Origin of the sequence: Streptomyces spororaveus, from assembly GCF_016755875.1 — a bacterium.
GTDB lineage: Bacteria > Actinomycetota > Actinomycetes > Streptomycetales > Streptomycetaceae > Streptomyces > Streptomyces spororaveus.
Window position 1 is genome coordinate 253035 of sequence record NZ_BNED01000003.1, and the last position, 15785, is coordinate 268819.

General features: G+C 69.8%; 20 protein-coding genes and 2 pseudogenes. 7 read left to right on the forward strand and 15 right to left on the reverse strand.

Annotated elements, in window-relative coordinates; translation table 11 throughout:
• Positions 1-4 precede the first annotated feature (4 nt).
• The 4 genes and pseudogenes from Sspor_RS02275 to Sspor_RS02290 form a co-directional block, all read right to left on the reverse strand.
• Positions 5-349, reverse strand: a complete 345-nt coding sequence (locus Sspor_RS02275; protein ID WP_202197474.1) for a hypothetical protein — start codon at positions 347-349, stop codon at positions 5-7.
• A gap of 113 nt (positions 350-462) precedes the next feature.
• Positions 463-1264, reverse strand: a pseudogene (locus Sspor_RS02280) (PP2C family protein-serine/threonine phosphatase); the annotation flags it as partial.
• Positions 1265-1971: 707 nt separating this feature from the next.
• Complete coding sequence (gene sigJ, locus Sspor_RS02285; RefSeq protein WP_202197475.1) at positions 1972-2862, reverse strand: RNA polymerase sigma factor SigJ; 891 nt, start codon at positions 2860-2862, stop codon at positions 1972-1974.
• Positions 2859-4289, reverse strand: a complete 1431-nt coding sequence (locus tag Sspor_RS02290) for an NAD(P)/FAD-dependent oxidoreductase (RefSeq protein ID WP_237403609.1) — start codon at positions 4287-4289, stop codon at positions 2859-2861. The genes sigJ and Sspor_RS02290 overlap by 4 nt, the downstream gene beginning before the upstream one ends.
• Positions 4290-4954: 665 nt before the next feature.
• On the opposite strand from Sspor_RS02290, the gene Sspor_RS41260 reads away from it, so the two are divergent.
• Both Sspor_RS41260 and Sspor_RS02300 read left to right on the forward strand, forming a co-directional pair.
• Positions 4955-5086, forward strand: a complete 132-nt coding sequence (locus Sspor_RS41260; RefSeq protein WP_308445513.1) for a hypothetical protein — start codon at positions 4955-4957, stop codon at positions 5084-5086.
• 124 nt (positions 5087-5210) lie between these two features.
• On the forward strand, positions 5211-5384 hold the full coding sequence (locus Sspor_RS02300; protein WP_202197476.1) for a CsbD family protein: 174 nt from the start codon (positions 5211-5213) through the stop codon (positions 5382-5384).
• Between the two features lie 228 nt (positions 5385-5612).
• On the opposite strand, the gene Sspor_RS02305 is transcribed toward Sspor_RS02300, so the two are convergent.
• From Sspor_RS02305 to Sspor_RS02320, 4 genes are all read right to left on the reverse strand, one after another.
• Positions 5613-6533, reverse strand: a complete 921-nt coding sequence (locus tag Sspor_RS02305) for a SigB/SigF/SigG family RNA polymerase sigma factor (RefSeq protein WP_202197477.1) — start codon at positions 6531-6533, stop codon at positions 5613-5615.
• A gap of 178 nt (positions 6534-6711) precedes the next feature.
• Entirely contained in the window at positions 6712-7164 is a 453-nt protein-coding gene (locus Sspor_RS02310) for a DUF2267 domain-containing protein (RefSeq protein ID WP_202197478.1), read from the reverse strand.
• A 51-nt stretch (positions 7165-7215) separates the two neighbouring features.
• Positions 7216-7611, reverse strand: a complete 396-nt coding sequence (locus Sspor_RS02315) for a DUF2267 domain-containing protein (protein WP_202197479.1) — start codon at positions 7609-7611, stop codon at positions 7216-7218.
• 109 nt (positions 7612-7720) lie between these two features.
• Entirely contained in the window at positions 7721-8155 is a 435-nt protein-coding gene (locus tag Sspor_RS02320; protein ID WP_202197480.1) for an Hsp20/alpha crystallin family protein, read from the reverse strand.
• Between the two features lie 129 nt (positions 8156-8284).
• On the opposite strand from Sspor_RS02320, the gene Sspor_RS02325 reads away from it, so the two are divergent.
• Complete coding sequence (locus tag Sspor_RS02325) at positions 8285-8950, forward strand: serine/threonine-protein kinase (RefSeq protein WP_202197481.1); 666 nt, start codon at positions 8285-8287, stop codon at positions 8948-8950.
• Between the two features lie 441 nt (positions 8951-9391).
• Here the strand turns inward: Sspor_RS02325 and Sspor_RS02330 are convergent, their stop codons facing one another.
• Both Sspor_RS02330 and Sspor_RS02335 read right to left on the reverse strand, forming a co-directional pair.
• Positions 9392-9766, reverse strand: a complete 375-nt coding sequence (locus Sspor_RS02330) for a PIN domain-containing protein (protein ID WP_202197482.1) — start codon at positions 9764-9766, stop codon at positions 9392-9394.
• Positions 9763-10023: a hypothetical protein gene (locus Sspor_RS02335; RefSeq protein WP_202197483.1), complete on the reverse strand. Its 261-nt coding sequence runs from the start codon at positions 10021-10023 to the stop codon at positions 9763-9765. The genes Sspor_RS02330 and Sspor_RS02335 overlap by 4 nt, the downstream gene beginning before the upstream one ends.
• 84 nt (positions 10024-10107) lie before the next feature.
• On the opposite strand from Sspor_RS02335, the gene Sspor_RS02340 reads away from it, so the two are divergent.
• The 4 genes and pseudogenes from Sspor_RS02340 to Sspor_RS02355 all read left to right on the forward strand — a co-directional run bounded on the left by Sspor_RS02340 (position 10108) and on the right by Sspor_RS02355 (position 11651).
• Positions 10108-10344: a hypothetical protein gene (locus Sspor_RS02340; protein WP_202197484.1), complete on the forward strand. Its 237-nt coding sequence runs from the start codon at positions 10108-10110 to the stop codon at positions 10342-10344.
• 69 nt (positions 10345-10413) lie between these two features.
• Positions 10414-10746, forward strand: a pseudogene (locus Sspor_RS02345) (ATP-binding protein); the annotation flags it as partial.
• 84 nt (positions 10747-10830) lie between these two features.
• Positions 10831-11196, forward strand: a complete 366-nt coding sequence (locus tag Sspor_RS02350; RefSeq protein WP_202197485.1) for a cupin domain-containing protein — start codon at positions 10831-10833, stop codon at positions 11194-11196.
• 35 nt (positions 11197-11231) lie between these two features.
• Entirely contained in the window at positions 11232-11651 is a 420-nt protein-coding gene (locus Sspor_RS02355) for a hypothetical protein (protein WP_202197486.1), read from the forward strand.
• Here Sspor_RS02355 and Sspor_RS02360 read toward each other — a convergent pair.
• The 5 genes from Sspor_RS02360 to Sspor_RS02380 all read right to left on the reverse strand — a co-directional run bounded on the left by Sspor_RS02360 (position 11612) and on the right by Sspor_RS02380 (position 15758).
• Positions 11612-11986 (reverse strand): hypothetical protein, encoded by a 375-nt coding sequence (locus tag Sspor_RS02360; protein WP_237403610.1) that lies wholly within the window; start codon positions 11984-11986, stop codon positions 11612-11614. The genes Sspor_RS02355 and Sspor_RS02360 overlap by 40 nt on opposite strands.
• Positions 11964-12155 (reverse strand): hypothetical protein, encoded by a 192-nt coding sequence (locus tag Sspor_RS02365; protein WP_202197487.1) that lies wholly within the window; start codon positions 12153-12155, stop codon positions 11964-11966. The genes Sspor_RS02360 and Sspor_RS02365 overlap by 23 nt, the downstream gene beginning before the upstream one ends.
• Positions 12156-12377: 222 nt before the next feature.
• On the reverse strand, positions 12378-15035 hold the full coding sequence (fxsT, locus tag Sspor_RS02370) for an FxSxx-COOH system tetratricopeptide repeat protein (protein WP_237403611.1): 2658 nt from the start codon (positions 15033-15035) through the stop codon (positions 12378-12380).
• 46 nt (positions 15036-15081) lie between these two features.
• The gene (locus Sspor_RS02375; RefSeq protein WP_202197488.1) at positions 15082-15435 is read right to left on the reverse strand and encodes a hypothetical protein; all 354 of its coding nucleotides are present in this window, start codon (positions 15433-15435) and stop codon (positions 15082-15084) included.
• A gap of 47 nt (positions 15436-15482) precedes the next feature.
• Complete coding sequence (locus tag Sspor_RS02380) at positions 15483-15758, reverse strand: DUF4158 domain-containing protein (RefSeq protein WP_202197489.1); 276 nt, start codon at positions 15756-15758, stop codon at positions 15483-15485.
• Between the last annotated feature and the right edge of the window lie 27 nt (positions 15759-15785).

Here is a 15785-nt window from a genome sequence, read left to right on the forward strand (position 1 = left end):
CCCTTTAGAGTCCGGCGTCGAAAATGACTCGAACCGGGTCAGCCGTTCGGTTTCGCGAGGCACCGGGATGCCGTCCGTGAATGCGCGAAATGGCGCGGTCAAGGTCGTCCACGCACCTGGGTCGGCGAAGCCGCCAGGCGGAAGAGCCTTCAAACAGCCCACAGGCTCGCCGACTGAGGCATGAATGAAAGGTTGCGAAGCGGTGAAGACTGTCCGCATGCCCGAGGATCCGGACGAGCTTGTTGATGCGATTGCCGTCGCCGTGCAGGCGGGAGACGACCGATGCATCGGTGTTCTTCTCGACCAGCTCAAGGAGGTCGCGGGCCTCGCCCACCTGATACGCCTGCATCACCGGTTGCTGGAGGCGAGTGGGCCGCGCGGGGTGACGGGCACCGGCGCATCGGTCGCGGGCGCGCCGTCCGGTAAACGAGGGGACTGCTCTGACGGGACCCAGATGGCGCTTCACTCTTCAGGGGATGCCTGGAGGAGGAGGGCGATGTCGTCGTAACGGGGTGCGGATGCGGTGGCGTATGTGATGAGGGCGTCGGCGACGTCGTTCATCGTTCGGCCTTCGACGTCGGCGAAGTGGCGGGCGAGTTCGGCTGTTGTGTCCTCGATATCGATGCCGGGTATTTCGACGAGTCCGTCGGTGTACAGGGCGAGCACGCTGCCGGGATGCAGTGGGATCTCGGTGGTCGGATAGTCGACGTCGGGATCGATGCCGAGCAACAGGCCCGGGGGCACGTCAAGGACTTCGGTGCGTCCGTCGGGGTGGCGCAGGATCGGTGGGGGGGTGTCCGGCCGTGGCGAGGTGCGCGCGACACTGCGCGAGATCGATCTGGGCGATCAGGCAGCTGGGGAACAGGCCGGAGTCGAGGTCGATCAGGAGGCGGTTGGTGCGGGCGAGCACTTCGCCGGGAGGCGTGCCGACGGTGGCGTGGGCATGAACGGCCGTGCGGACCTGTCCCATGAGGGCGGCGGCGGTAACGCTGTGGCCCTGGACATCGCCGATCGCGACGGTGACCGTGGTGTCGTCGCGGCGGATGAGGTCGTAGAAGTCTCCACCGACGTCCATTCCGCGGCCGGCGGGTAGGTAGCGGGCGGCCACATCAAGACCTTCGACACGGAGCAAGGTATGCGGCAGCAGAACCGATTGCAGGGTGTGGGCGAGCCCGTGCTTGGTGTCGTAGAGGCGTGCGCGGTCCAGTGCCTGGGCGACGAGGCCCGCGAGTGAGGTCAGTACGGCGCGTTCGGCGGGCGGGAAGGCATCGGCGCCCAAGTGGTACCGAGCTCCCGGTCAGCCATTCCGACGGAGCGCGCCAATTGGCAGGCCAGCTCCCGTGGCGATGCGGCGGCAGCGCTCTGCCTTTCCCGAGCCACGGCAGGCGCGGGTGCGTGCCGAGCTTGCCGCCGCTGGACCTGAACATGCCGTACCTGGTCAGAGTCGACTCCCACCATCGCCTGCCGCCGTTCACGCCGGGCGCCCCAAGCCGCCTGTCTGTGTGTCGCCGCCCGGCAGTACTGCCGACCCGCTATGCCGTGACGACACCCCTCGACCGAGTCGGGCTCCTGGCCCGTCTCTGGCGGGCCTCATGACAACCCTGTAGCGAGGGTGGGATCGGCGGCCAGCGGGCAGGCCGAGGTGCGCCACGTCACGGAAGAAGCAGCCCCCCTTTCACTGAGAGTGCACACTTCGCCCGAGGCTGCAGGGACCTGGCGGAAGCCGCAGAGGACGACCCTCGCCGGGTACCGAGTGCGCGCAGGCGCGGTACGGGATGCAACGCTGAGATTGATCATGGTTGCGCCCACAGGCAGCAGTCTCGGTGTGAATGTCCGTCCATGCTTCGTTGTTCGGCCTCGCCGTCCCTGGCGACGCGTGCGGCAGCGTAGCCAGCCTGTGCAGCGGGGGTCATGCGGTACGGGGCTGCCTGCCGTCCCGGGCCGCGCAGGCGACCTGCTTGCCGCCTGCTTCTATCGGCTGATCCGACGTGGGGCCGCCACCGCGAGAAGTTTGTCCGGGTTGCGGATGGCGTAGAAGTTGATGATCTTCCCGTCGGCCATCTCGATCAGGAAGACGCCTTCCATGCGCTCGCCGTTGATGACGATGGCGGGCGTGTTGTTGCAGTTGACCCTCTCCATCCGCAAATCCGCCAGCCGTTCCGGGCGGAACAGGCTCATGAGGACTGCGGCCACCTTCTCCGCGCCCACCACTGGTCGACGTGCCGCGGTGGACTTGCCGCCGCTGTCGGCGGTCCAGGTGACGTCCGGCGCGAGCAGCGAGAGCAGTCCGTCCAGGTCGCCGGTGGCCGCGGCGGTCAGGAACTGTTCAGTGATCCGAGCGGTATCGGCGGCGTCGAAGGGCTCGAAGCGCTTGCGCCGTGCCTGTACGTGCTCGCGGGCGCGGTGTGCCACCTGGCGGACCGTCGTCACGGATTTGCCCACCGCTGTGGCGATGTCGCGGAACCCGAAGCCGAACACTTCGCGCAGCACGAACACCGCGCGCTCATCGGGGGTCAGGGTTTCGAGGAGCACGAGCATTGCCATCGACACCGACTCGGCGAGCAGCACGTCGGCCGAGGGGTCGTTCTCGTCGATAAGCAGCGGCTCGGGCAGCCAGGGGCCGATGTAGTCCTCGCGGCGGCGCGCACTCGTCCGTAAGGAGTTGAGCGCCTGTCGGGTGACCAGCTGGGCCAGATACGACTTGGTGTCCCGGACCGTCGCGAGGTCCACTTCGGCCCACCGCAGGTAGCTGTTTTGCAGCACGTCGTCGGATTCGGTCGCTGAGCCGAGGATCTCGTAGACGATGGTGAACAGCAGCGGCCTCAACAGGGTGAATCGTTCAGCATGCGCCTGGGTGCTCACGGGGAGGTGACCTCTTCTGTGGCGGAAACCGCCCCTGCCGGACGCGGGCCGCCCTTGGGCCAATTCATGGAACCCGGCTCGCGAGCCTCGCCACGGATCCGCTTCGCCACCACGAACTTGCAGGTCAGCTCCTTGATCGCCGCGCCCATGCGGCCGCCGATGTAGAGGTTTACCGCGGTGTCGTCCTTGCGAGCCAGCTGTCGAATGCCGGCGTGTCGACCGAGACTGACGCACGCCCCGGAGAAGGCCAGGTCGATCACCCCTGGCTCGGTTCCCGCGATACGGCTCAACACGGTGTCGGCCGCCTGCGCCCCGAGGGGCCCGGCAGCGTATCCGCTCATCCGCAGCGGATCGCCCGACGGAGCGGCAGCGTCACCGGCCGCCATGATGCGCTGGTCGTCGATGCTGGTCAGAGTCTCGTCGGTGAGCAGCCTGCCGATCCTGTCTGTGCGCAGCCCGCTCGCCGCCGCCAGATCCGGCACGCCGAAACCGGCAGCCCAGATGGTCAGCGGGCTCTGACGCACCTCACCAGAGGCAAGGGCGACCGCGTCCTGGCGAACCCCGCTCACCGAGACGGCTTCGAGTACGTCGACACCGTGCCGGGACAACCATCTGGCGATGTAGCGGCGACCAGCTGTGCTGAACGTCGGCGCCAGGGTGCTGCCGCACATCATCGTGACCCTGCGACCTTGCTCGGCCAGCTCGGCGGCCGTCTCGATGGCGGTCAACCCGCCGCCGACCACGGTGACCGCAGCATCAAGGGGCAACGCTTCCAGCCTGGCCCGCAGCCGCTGCGCGGACTCCAGTTCAGCTACGTCGAAGGCGAAATCGCCCGCGCCGGGCACGGACATCGGAATCGCTGTGAGGCTGCCGACCGCATAGATCAGGTAGTCGTAGTCCAGCCCGCGTCCGGATTCGAGCTGCACCGTTCGGGCTGCGGTGTCGATGCGCGTGGCACTGTCGACGATCAGCTCGATGCCCTCGCCGAGAAGCGTGCCGTAGTCGATCGTGGCTTCACCGGTACGGGCCACAAACTGGTGGAGTCGGATGCGTTCGACGAACTCGGCTCGGGGATTGACCAGCGTGATTTCGACGTCGAGGCGTGCCCGCAGGCGGTTGGCCGCAAGCGTCCCGGCATACCCACCGCCGATGACCACGACTTTGCTGGGATTGCTGGGATTGCTGTGTTCGCTCATGCCCTCAAGACACCGCAGGCCGAAGCAGACGTGACACCGCACGAAGTGACATACGTCACCGAACTCGCCGGCCCGGCCAGCAGCGTTTCCCCGAAGGCGCCGGTAGCGCGCGCTGGGTCGTACGCGCTGTCGCCGGCCGGCTGGCAGCGCCTCACGGTTCACGATGCGCGCAGCCGAGCTGACCGGCAGCAGGTGGCTGCCGCTCGCCCGTTCCTCGTCGAAGTACTCCATCGCCTCGTCAAGATCGCCGAACCTGGTGGCGAGCTCCGGCGCGGGGCGCCGCAACTGCTTCAGGCGCCCCCACTCGGCGATCCGAGGGGAGTTCCCTCAGCGACTGATGCAGCGTCATGTGTTCGGCGGGCGTCCACAACGAGCTCTGAGAGGCGACGCGAGCCCCGCTCGGGCGCGCTCCGATCTGCACGACCGGGCCGTCGCCGCGCCCGGCGGGAGCCCGAGCTCGTCGTCGGGTACCGCGACGGCGCGTTCTCGGCGCGCTCGCCCGTGCCCCGGCGGCAGGCCTCCTGAATGCGCCGCCGCTGCCTCTTCTCCTCGTCGCCGCCCGCTGAGCCGCAAACCACCGCACCCCAGCCGCATCCCCACCTCCCGCTCCGGTGCCCCGCCAACCACTACGCTCACGCGCGCCGCCCGCCCAGTCGGGCGGACAGGAGTTGCCGCTGGAGCCGCGACTGCTGGCCGGGCGGGCTTGAACCGGGGGTGCGCCGCTTCTCAGAGCGCGAGTGCGCGCGGCAGCTCCCATCACGCCCTGGGTGTAGCGGTCGTCACCGAGCTGGTGACGACCACCTGCGCCACGGTGGTGGCGCCCACACCCTCCGCCTGATCGCGCACCCAGCTGCATCGAGGTCGCTGTCGAGGATCCCAGCCCGTCGATGCCGCGGATGCGGGCTCCCGACTTCGTCGACGGGACGCGTGGATTTGACTGGCACATGGTCAACGACCTGTCCCTCGCCACCGTCGTCACGCCCGGGCCCGGAGGCGGCAAGACGGTCCGCGCTCTCCTCCCCCGGTAGCGCGCCGGCCCGTAGCGCGGCCCTCGTGAGCCGGGCCCTGTCGCAGCCGACCCCGTTTGCGAGAGCTCTCAGCGGCCATACGGGGTTGCGTAGGGCGTTTCCACCGAAGAGGGAGTGATCAGCTGTGTCTGGTGAGCAGAAGGCCGAGGCGAAGGGCGAGCAGGCCAAGGGCAAGCTCAAGGAGACCGCCGGCCGCCTGACGGGCAACGAGCGGCTGACCGCCGAGGGCCGCGCGGAGCAGGCCAAGGGCGACGCCCGCAAGGCCAAGAAGAAGGTCAAGGATGTCTTCAAGCACTGATCGGCATGCCGCAGGGCCGGGACCGCAGGAGTGGTCCCGGCCCTGCAGTGTGTCCGCCTCGCCTACTTGACTGCACCCCGCGTGCCGTCCGGCCGGTGCCCGCCGCCTGATTTAGGTGGTCGCGGCGGCATGGGCCCCTGTGCCGCACGTCCCCCGGGAAGGAAGCCCAGGCCCTTGGCGTCGATGGCTCTCGTACGTGCCGGACCACGACTGCGGTGCACGGCCTGCCTAGGCGGTGAGCATGCCACTGCGCAGGCGGGTCAGGATGCGGGTGAGCAGGCGCGACACCTGCATCTGCGAGATGCCGAGCTCGGCACCGATCTCGGACTGGGTCATCTCCTGGCCGAAGCGCATCCGAAGAATCTTGCGGTCGCGTTCGTCGAGTTCGCGCAAGAGCGGCGCGAGGGTGTGGAAGTCCTCAAAGAGGACCATGGCCGGGTCGACGTCACCGACCGTGTCGCTCAGCGGCCGGCTCTCGCGGCGCGCGGCCGTGCGCTCCGTGGCGCCGGTGGCCGAGTCGATGGAGTCGCTGTTGTAGCCGTTGGCGGCCACCAGTCCCTCGATGACGTCTTCCTCGGAGAGTTCGAGGTGCTCGGCGATCTCCTTGACGCTCGGTGCGCACCCGAGAGCCTCAGTGAGGGTCTCCTGGGACTTGGCGAGTTCGATGCGGAGTTCCTGCAGGCGGCGGGGGACGTGCACGGCCCAGGTGGTGTCGCGGAAGTACCGCTTGATCTCACCGGTGATGTAGGGGAGGGCGAGGGTGGAGAACTCGACCTCGCGCTCGGAGTCGAAGCGGTCGATGGCCTTGATCAGGCCGATCGTACCGACCTGGATGACGTCGTCGAGCTCGATGCCGGCGTTGATGCGGGCGGTGAACCTGCGTGCTGCAAAGCGGACGAGGGAGATGTTCATCTCGATCAGGGTGTTGCGCGCGTACTGGTACTCCCGGGTCCCCTCTTCCAGCTCCCGCAGCCGCACCAGGAAGAGACGCGACAGCTCACGCGCGTCCGCGGGCGCCACTTCGCGGGCGTTGTCGATCCGCGGCAGGGGCCCCGCGAGCTGCCCGGTGGCGGCTGCGGGTTCGGCACGGATGAAGGCGTCCGGGGCGGTCTCCCGGGCGGGAATGGCGGCTGTGGCGACGTGAGACATGAAAGCGTTCCTCCCCTGCACGAATGGCTTGCGCGGGCGTGTGCCCACACAAGCGGAATCCCAATCAGACGGACCTGGGTCGTGGGTCCGATCGCAGCATCACCGGCCGGGATGCACGGCGTGGCCGGCCCGCAGCGCGACCGGGCCACACCATGCATCCTGGTGCTGTGCCAAGCCCTCAGGCGGCTGCGGCGCGCAGCTGGGTCTGGCGCAGTTCGGCCTGGCCGAAAAGGAGGGCGTAGCCGCCGGGGAGCCGGCGGAGGATGCGGGCGAGGAGGTCGGGTCCGGCGAGGCGGGTGACGACGGCGAGGACGGCGCCGGTGTCCCAGCGGACGGTGGCCGGGGTGGCGCCGGTGCGGACAGCGAGGTCTTTGACGAAGCCCCAGCCGGTGAGGTGTTGGGTGTCGGGGATCTGGGCGGTCAGGGTGAGGGCTGCCTCGACGGGCAGGCACTGGGCGAGGTCGACGCGCTCGTCGCCGGTGAGCTGGCGGCCGAGGGCGGCCAGGACGGTGCGGACGGCTTCCTCGGCGCGTTCGCGGGTGGGATAGGCGCCTTCGTAGCGCACGCGTTCCAGCATCTGATCGAACGTCATGGCCGTCCGGGACGGGTTCGCTCGAGGCTGGTCGTACATGGCTGCAGTTGCCCTTTCTGTGTGAAGGATCCGGCTTTCGGAGCGTGGTGGTCAGGTGGGCCGGGGGTGGCCGAAGAGGAGGTCGTAACCGGGCGGGAGCTGGAGGAGGACATCTCGGGTGAGGGTGTTGCCCGCCGCGGCGGCCGCGGTGGACAGGACCGCGCCGATGTCCCACAGGGCGGTCTTCTCGGTGGCGCCCTCGATCCAGGCCGCGGTCGCGCGGACGAACCGGTCCGGCGAAAGCGGCTCCGAGGCCTGCAACGGGTTCAGCAGGATGAGGGCGTAGGTCTCGGGGAGACGGGCGGCGAGCTCGGCCCGCACGGTGCCGACCAGGTGTGCGCCCAGCAGGGCCAGGACGACGCGGGAAACGCGGTCGGCTTCTTCCGTCGTCTCGTACTCGCCGCGTTCCTGAACGTGGGCCAGGAACGTCTCCCTGCGTATCGGCATCACGTCACCTCCGGGGAAGGCATGAAGGGTCCAGGGGGTGCGGAGGGCGGGGTGCCGGAGGGGGATCTGGCTCCTCCCGCCCTCCTCTGCCGGCTGACGCGGGCAGGTTCTAGCCGGAGATCTGCTTGCGGTCCGCCGCTCCGCCGATGCTGATCTTGCGGGGCTTGGCGCGCTCGGCGATTGGGATCCGCAGGGTCAGGACACCCGCGTCGTAGTCGGCTTCGATGCGCTCGGTGTCGAGGGTGTCGGCCAGCATGATCTGGCGGGAGAAGACACCCAGGGGCCGCTCGGAGAGCTCCATCTGCACGGTGTCGCCCTTGGCGGCCGGCCGGCGCTCCGCCTTGACCGTCAGCATGTTCCGCTCGACGTCGATGTCGACCGCGTCGGGGCTCACCCCCGGAAGGTCGAAGGCGATCACGTACACGTCGCCTTCGCGGTAGGCGTCCATCGGCATGACCGACGGCTTGGACCAGGTCCCGGACGTACCCGACAGCTGCTGGACGATCCTGTCCATCTCGCGGAACGGGTCGGTGCGCATCAACATCGCGAAACACCTCCAGTTGGTTCAGGCAGGAACTGCCAATGCGCTTCAACGTGCCACCGTTGTAGCATGTCATCGAAACGATGACAAGCAGGGAGTCATCTGGAGGATGACAGAGCGACGGAGAGTCTCATGAACGAAGCCGCCCCGCCGGCCACACCAGTCCCCTTCCTTGCCGCAGCCGCAGCGCTGGAGGACATCAACCAGTCCGTAAAGAAGGCGCAGCAATCCTCCGCGGGAACACCGGCGACAGCACCGCCCGCGGCCGACTCCGGCCCGCACCCGGCCCTGGCCGCACTGCTGATGCTGCGCGAGGTCCGCGAGGAACTCGCCGGCTGGGAAAGTGGGCTGATCGAAACCGCCCGCCGCGAGGGTGCCAGCTGGGCCGACCTCGCCGGACCCCTCGGGGTCGCCAGCCGCCAGGCCGCCGAACGCCGCTACCTGCGCCTGCGTCCCGGCACCGCCGGAAGCACCGGCGAGGAACGCGTCCAGGCCACCCGCGACACCCGCGCCGCCGACCGCAGCGTGACCGCCTGGGCCCGCGACAACGCTGCTGACCTCCGCCGCCTCGCAGGCCAGATCACCGCCCTCACCGACCTGCCCGCCAGCGCCAGAGACGCGGTCGGCGACCTGAACCTGGCTCTCGCCGACAACGACGCCGCCCGCCTCGTGCGCCCCCTGACCGCCACCCGAACCCACCTGCGGCCCCAGGACGCCGACCTCGCCGAACGCATCGACGCCCTGACCCGGCACACCGACCAGCTCCGCCAGGACACCCACGACCAGCGAAGCATGTGATCCGTCACTCTCCACCACCGACGGGGCTGGCAGACACCCAGCGGGAGCATGTTGAAGCCCGTTGCGAGGAGGCTCACTTCGTGCTGGCCCGGCTTTCCCGGCGGCCCTCCTGGTGGCGACCGTTCTGGGCGGGCAGCCCGGCTCCGCCCCCGACCGGAACTCCTACGCGTCACCCGCTGATCGCAAACGTACTGCGACCCCGAACCAGAGTGCTGGGTTCGGGGCCGCAGGAAGGCAAGGCCGGGGGCCGGCCCGGGAGGTCAGCCGGCGTCGGAGCGCTGTCCGGCCAGCTGCGTGAGAAGGTCGAATGATCCGGTCCTGGTTTCGGTCGATCTTCTGGCCGAGGTTGCCGATCTGCACGCTCACTGCTGTCGCCGGACTTGATGATCCCGAAGCCGTGGTCGCGCTTGTGCGTGACCTCCGGCATCGCGGCCGTCCTGGTTAGGTGGGGTCGAGAGGGTAGACGCCGGTGCCCTCGTACGCCTCGGGGGTCAGGGACAGGACGGTGACGGGCTCACCGGTCTTGGCGGCCTGCCAGGCGATGGCCGCAGGGTGAGTGACCGCCCAGTCGGTGGCGGGCCAGGAGCCGGCGTCCAGTGCGTGGGCGGTCGTGAAGGGCACAGCTTCGGCAAATCGCAGCCGGGCGGCGCGAGAGCCGGCCCCGGGGGTCGCGCGTTCGGCGGCGAGGACAGACAGTGCCGGGATCAGGACACGGCCGGTGCCCCGGGAGGATTCGATGTAGAGGCCGGTGAAGAAGGGGTCGGCCTGGTAAAGGGCGACCAGGGCGGTGTGGTCGAAGACGGCCGTCAGGCTCACGCGGCGGTGCCGCCCTGATGGGCGCGGATCTTGTCCCAGGCGGACTGCCCGGCCTGCTGGAGGTCCTCGGTGTACTCCAGCCCGAGTTCCGCCGCGGCCAGGCGGGCCCGCTGCTCCTGCTCCGACCGGGTCAGCCGACTCTGGGCGAGCTCCTCGAGGAGCTCGGTGATGGTCGTGCCGCGCTCTTGCGCGAGGAGGCGCAGCCGGTCGCGGGTCGCCTCGGTCGCTTTGATACTCGTGGGCTTGCTGCTGCTCATGCAGCGGATTCTACCGTTGGTAGAACGACCTGTCAGGGAGTAGTGCTTCAGGAGGGCTCTCGGCGGCCTGCTGGGGGCAAGGAGGTGTCTGAGGCCCTCCACCCCCACATCGTCTCGGAGTTCGCCGTCTCCCTGGACGGCCGCGACCCCGGCCGCCCGGCCCCATCCCTCCCGTACATCGGCGACGTCCCCGCCGACCCCGGCCTGGTCCTGGCCCTCACCACCGCCCGGGCCGCGCTGGAGGGAACCGACGAGGCCGTCGTGCTGCGCGCCGCCGGACACGAATGGGAGCTCCACACCTCCGCCCGCCCCGCAATGTAGGCCCTAGTCTCCGGCACCCGCCTCACCTTCGGGGACCTGGCCGAGCGCTCCGGCCTCACCGTGGAACAGGTCGCGGACCTCGCCGGCGGACACGCGGACCGCCCCTGGGACAAGCGGATCCGTGAACTGGTACGGCCCGACGTGCTCATCCTCGACGACTTCGCCATGCGCCAGCTCGGCGCGGCCCAGGCCGATGGCCTCTACGAGCTGGTCAGCGAACGGCAGGGCCGGTCGCTGACCATTACCAGCAACCGGGCACCCAGCGACTGGTATCCGCTCTTCCCCAACCCTGTCGTCGCCGAGTCCCTCCTGGACCGGCTCATCAACACCAGCCACCAGGTGATCATGAACGGACCCAGCTACCGCCCGAACAAGCGGCCAAGGAACCCCACCGAAAAATAGGCTAAGTCCCTGATCAGCAGGGCTCACACTCGTCTCACGTAGGCCGCCGTTCCGAGGTGCGACAGGCTCCCTCAGAATGCCTGCATGAAGATCCTCGACATCGACACGATTGTCGGCTCACAGACGACGGCCTACGGCAGTCAAGGTGTCCGACGTGTCCGTGTTCACGGCGGAAGCGGTTCTGCCGCCGTGAACATCATGCACCTGGCCCCAGGCGGACGCCTCGGGCGGCATGTCGCGCCAGTGCCACAGGTCCTCATCGTTACAGAAGGCCAGGGGTGGGCCTGCGGCGCAGACGGCGAACCTGAGGCCCTGATGAGGGGACAAGCTGCCTGTTGGGCCGCAGGCGAGGAGCACGAGACCTGGACCGACACTGGCATGACAGTACTCATCGTCGAGGCCCAGTCTCCGGCTCAGGAGAGCATGCTCGGGGAAGCTGGTCGGGGATAGCAGCCCCGGCTCAACGCCAGGCCCTGGGGAATTACGTGAACTTGCCCCTGGAGAAATACGCGATCGTCCACAGCTTCCAGGCACTCACCGACATCGCCGACCTCGCGGCCGGGCATCCAGCGGTCTCGGCCGTTACCATGGTCCGCCGCGACGGCCAGGCCCTGCTGCGCTCCGAGCACGGCAGCACCCAGCTGGCCCGGGCGCTCGCCGGGGAGCGGGCCCGCCCCTACACCGAGGCGGAGGCAGCCGCGTTCCTGGCGCTGCACCGGGCGCTGCGCGAGGCACTGCCGCGGCACCGGCGGGAGCTGGACGAGATCGCGGGGCTGGCCCGGCCGCTGATGCCGGCCCGGATGCAGCCGCCCCGGATCGGCCGCCCCCGGCCCGAGGCGTGGCCTCTGCCCCTGCCCGCCGGGCTCTACGACTGGCCGGTAAGTCCCTTGAGCCGGGCCGAGTAGTCGGCTGCGATACGGGCGGCCTCGCCGAGGCCGGCGGTCTCCAGACGCGTCTGTTCATCGATCGCGGCCTGCCGGGCCGTCTTCAGCTGCTCAATACGCTCGTCGTCCGGCACGGGCGCCCTGCGCTCGTCGACGATCCGGGCGTTGTGGAAGGCGATGACCTCCCGCACGGCGTCGCGCGCGAGCTGGTCCTCGTCGCCATCCAAGGGCTCAAAGCTGGGAGTGTTCGGGTCCGACACGGGGACCACCCTTTCCGGAATGATCTTGACGGTAAAGGGATCATTCTCCTCCACTTCGCCTCCGGTGCCACGCTCAGCCGCCAGCAGCTGAACCACCCTTGCGATAGTCGGCAGGAAGCCGCATGGCCTGCAGAGACAGCCCCTGAGCCCGCAGGTGCATACCGAAGTCGTCGCTGAGCACCCGGGTGCCCGCCTCCGGCTTGAGCTGGTCCAGTTCCGCAGCGACGACCAGCGGCACCACCAGGCGGACTTCCTTGGTGCGCACTCCCTCAGCCCTCAGCACCTCGGTCCACTTCACCTCGTCCGGCGGCCGCCAGTGGGGGTTGCGGTAGTTCTCGCCGAGAAAGCAACGGAGTTGGGTCTGACCTGCGATGACGTGGCGAGTCTCACCAACCCCTGAGTGCATGGCATCGGCACGTACACGGGAAGCGTTACAGAGGCGACCTGCGAAAACGTGGTGGTGGCGGAGGTGCCTCACGAACGATCGCTACCCGGCACTTGGGGAGTCCCCTTCTGCCTTGCCTCTCCAACAGGCGAGGTTGCTCAGGGTGACGAGGGTGAGGGGGTGGTCTTCGCCCAGCACCCGCACCTGGTCGGCGAGCAGCTCGGCGAGGTCGGCCGCAGCGCCGACCGCATCCCCCGCCTCCCCCCGCCACAAAGCGAGGTTGTTCCGGGTGGCGAGGGTGCGGGGGTGGTCTTCGCCCAGCACCCGCACGCGGTCTGCGAGCAGCGCGGCTGCGGAGGTGGCGGCGCCGACCACATCTCCCGCATTGCCCCGCCACTGGGCGAGGTTACTTCGGGTGAGGAGGGTGTCGGGGTGGTCTTCGCCCAGCACCCGCACCTGGTCGGCGAGCAGCTCGGCGAAAGCTGCCGCGGCGCCAGCCGCATCCCCCGCCTCCCCCCGCCACGCAGCGAGATTGTTCCGGGTGACGAGGGTGTCGGGGTGGTCTTCGCCCAGCACCCGCACGCGGTCGGCGAGCAGCTCGGCGAAAGCTGCCGCGGCGCCAGCCGCATCCCCCGCCTCCCCCCGCCACGCAGCGAGATTGTTCCGGGTGACGAGGGTGTCGGGGTGGTCTTCGCCCAGCACCCGCACGCGGTCGGCGAGCAGCTCGGCGAAAGCTGCCGCGGCGCCAGCCGCATCCCCCGCCTCCCCCCGCCACGCAGCGAGATTGTTCCGGGTGACGAGGGTGTCGGGGTGGTCTTCGCCCAGCACCCGCACCTGGTCGGCGAGCAGCTCGGCGAAAGCTGCCGCGGCGCCAGCCGCATCCCCCGCCTCCCCCCGCCACGCAGCGAGTTTGTTCCGGGTGGGGAGGGTGTCGGGGTGGTCTTCGCCCAGCACCCGCACCTGGTCGGCGAGCAGCTCGGCGAAAGCTGCCGCGGCGCCAGCCGCATCCCCCGCCTCCCCCCGCCACAAAGCGAGGTTGTACCGGGCGGCGAGGGTGTCGGGGTGGTCGGTGCCGCGGCCGTGTCGGGCGATGTCGGCGAGGTGCCGGAAGTGGTCTCGGGCGGCGGTCACCTGGCCGGCCTGGCCGTAGCTGTAGCCGGTGCGGAACAGCACTGCATGTGCGTCGGGCCGGTACAGGGCGTCTTCGGCGCAAGTGGCCAGAGCGGTGGTGTTGGCGCGCAGGGTCTGGGCGAGGGCGGTGTCGCGTTCGATTGCTGGCCAGGCGGCTCTGAGGGCGTCGGCGGCGGTGCGGGCGGTGTGGTCGTAGTGGTGGGGGGTGAGGGTGTCGCGGGTGGCGCGCTGGATGAGCTGGTGGACGCGGACGGCCTGGTTCGGGGTGGTGGGTGTGTGGTCGATGAGGCTGAGCCGGTACAGGGCCCGCAGGGCTCCCGTCGCGTCCTCGCGGGTGGCCTGTACTGAGGAGCGCTGCCGTTTGCCCGGCCACCACTTCAGCCGCCGCGCGCGTCCAGGGTCGGCCTGGGTGCGGTGTGCGGCCAGGTGGGTGAGGGCGGGGGCACTGGTCAGCACGTCGTGGGGGATGCCGTTGGCGTCGAGCATCGCGGCGAGTTGGAGCATGGGGCGGGCCAGGCCGGCCGGCCGCAAGGTGTCGGCGCGGTCGATGGACAGGGACCAGGCGGCGGCCAGGGGGCGGGCCTGGTCGTCGGGCAGGCGGTCGGGGGCGGTGTCGGCGAGCGTGGTGGCGCGGTCAGCCAGCAGTGTGCGGTAGGTGGCGATGTCGTCGCCGGAGTCGATGAGGTAGGCGACGGCCTGGGCGAGGGCCAGGGGCAGGTGTCCGAGATCGCCGGCCAGAGCGGTGAGTTGGTCTGCTGGTTCGACCCGGCCGTGCGTGGCCAGGGATGTGGTGAGGTAGGTGAGGGCTTCGTCCGTGGTGAACAGGCCGACCTCGACCGTGTGGCGGCCGTCTGCGGCGAGGGCGGCGTCACGGCGGCGGGTGGTGACCAGGGTGCGGCCGCGGGGGCCGGCGGGCGGCCACAGGCGGTGCAGGTCCGCCGGGTCGGCGACGTCGTCCAGGACGATCAGCCACCGGCACGGTATGGCTCCCGTCTTGGGGGTGAGCCAGGCCAGGAAGGATTCGGCGGCCTTCTCCGGATCACTGGGATCGGCCCGGCACAACTCGACTCCGGCCTGCGCGTATCCGCTCACGATGGCCTCCCTGCTGCTGGCAGTGAGCCAGACCAGGACGTCCAGGCCGCCAGCCTGGCTGCCGTCCTCCCATGCGGTGCGGGCGTAGTCGGCAGCGAGCTGGGTCTTGCCCACCCCGCCCATACCGGTCAGGACCTGGCCCAGTACAGCGGTGCCGCCGCCGTCGACCGTCGCCCGCAGCCGCTCCGCCTCGGCGCGATCCTGGAAAGACCGTGCACGGGAAGGGATAACCCCGACCTGGTGCGGCCACGGGGCCGGCTCCCGGGCCGCGCTGGGTTGCACCACGGTCAGCTTCTCGACGCTCACCTGGTGGATGTAGCCGGTGTTGGCGAGCCCGCCCTCGGACGCGGCCGCATCCCCGGTCCCGGATATCCGTACTGGAGCAGCGGGGGTGCCGTCGGTTCCCGGTACCGGTCCGCGGTAGCCGCTCACCGCTGTGGCCCCCGACGCGGCCGCAGCGTTCCCGGTATCGGTCACCGCGACGTCAGCGTCGGCGGCGTCGATGGGGCCTTGCTGGCTCTTGTCTCCTGCGGTCACGCGACCGATTCCCCCGCTTTTTGTGTTCTGACCGGGCTGGGCGCCGTCAGGTGTAGTCGATGCCGCTGACGGCGTTGCTGCCGTCGCCGGTGGCGGTGGCGCCGCCGGTCCTTTCCGCCTGTGCCGAGCCACTGCCCCGGCCCTGCGGGCGCCTGACCCCCGTCAGCGCTGTTCCACCATCGTCCGCGCGGGCCGGCCCGGTGCGCACGGCCGTATCGTCCGCACGGTTTCCCGGGTGCTGAAACAACGCCCAGACCAGAGCCGCAATACCGGCGGCGGCCTGAACGCAGGCTCCGGCCAGCTGTCCCGCATCGGGGCCGTCCAGCAGCCAGACCAATGGCGTCGAGACGACCCCGGCCACCGCCAGCACTATGACCGTGATCTTCCACCCCTGCGACATGCCCGCTCCCCCTCGCCACTACCGCCCCCGGCTGACGGTCCGCCACTTCATATTGCGGCAGGGCAGTTCGATTCGGAACAGGAAGCGACCCGCAGCATCCTGGTTCCAGCACACCCCAGCGCCCGGGAGGAAAGCAGCTCCGGGCACGGCAGCGTGCACAACTGCACCGCAGCGCCCAGCACCGTCTGCGGACGCAGGAACTTCCGCAAGAACGCCACATCGGCCGGGGCCAGAGTGAAATAGCGGATCAGCTCATCCTTGCCGATCGCCGGGAACGACCGTAGGCCCTCCAACTCCTCGTCGGAGAACACCCGCGTTGCCATCCGCCCCTCCCAACACCGGACTCACTC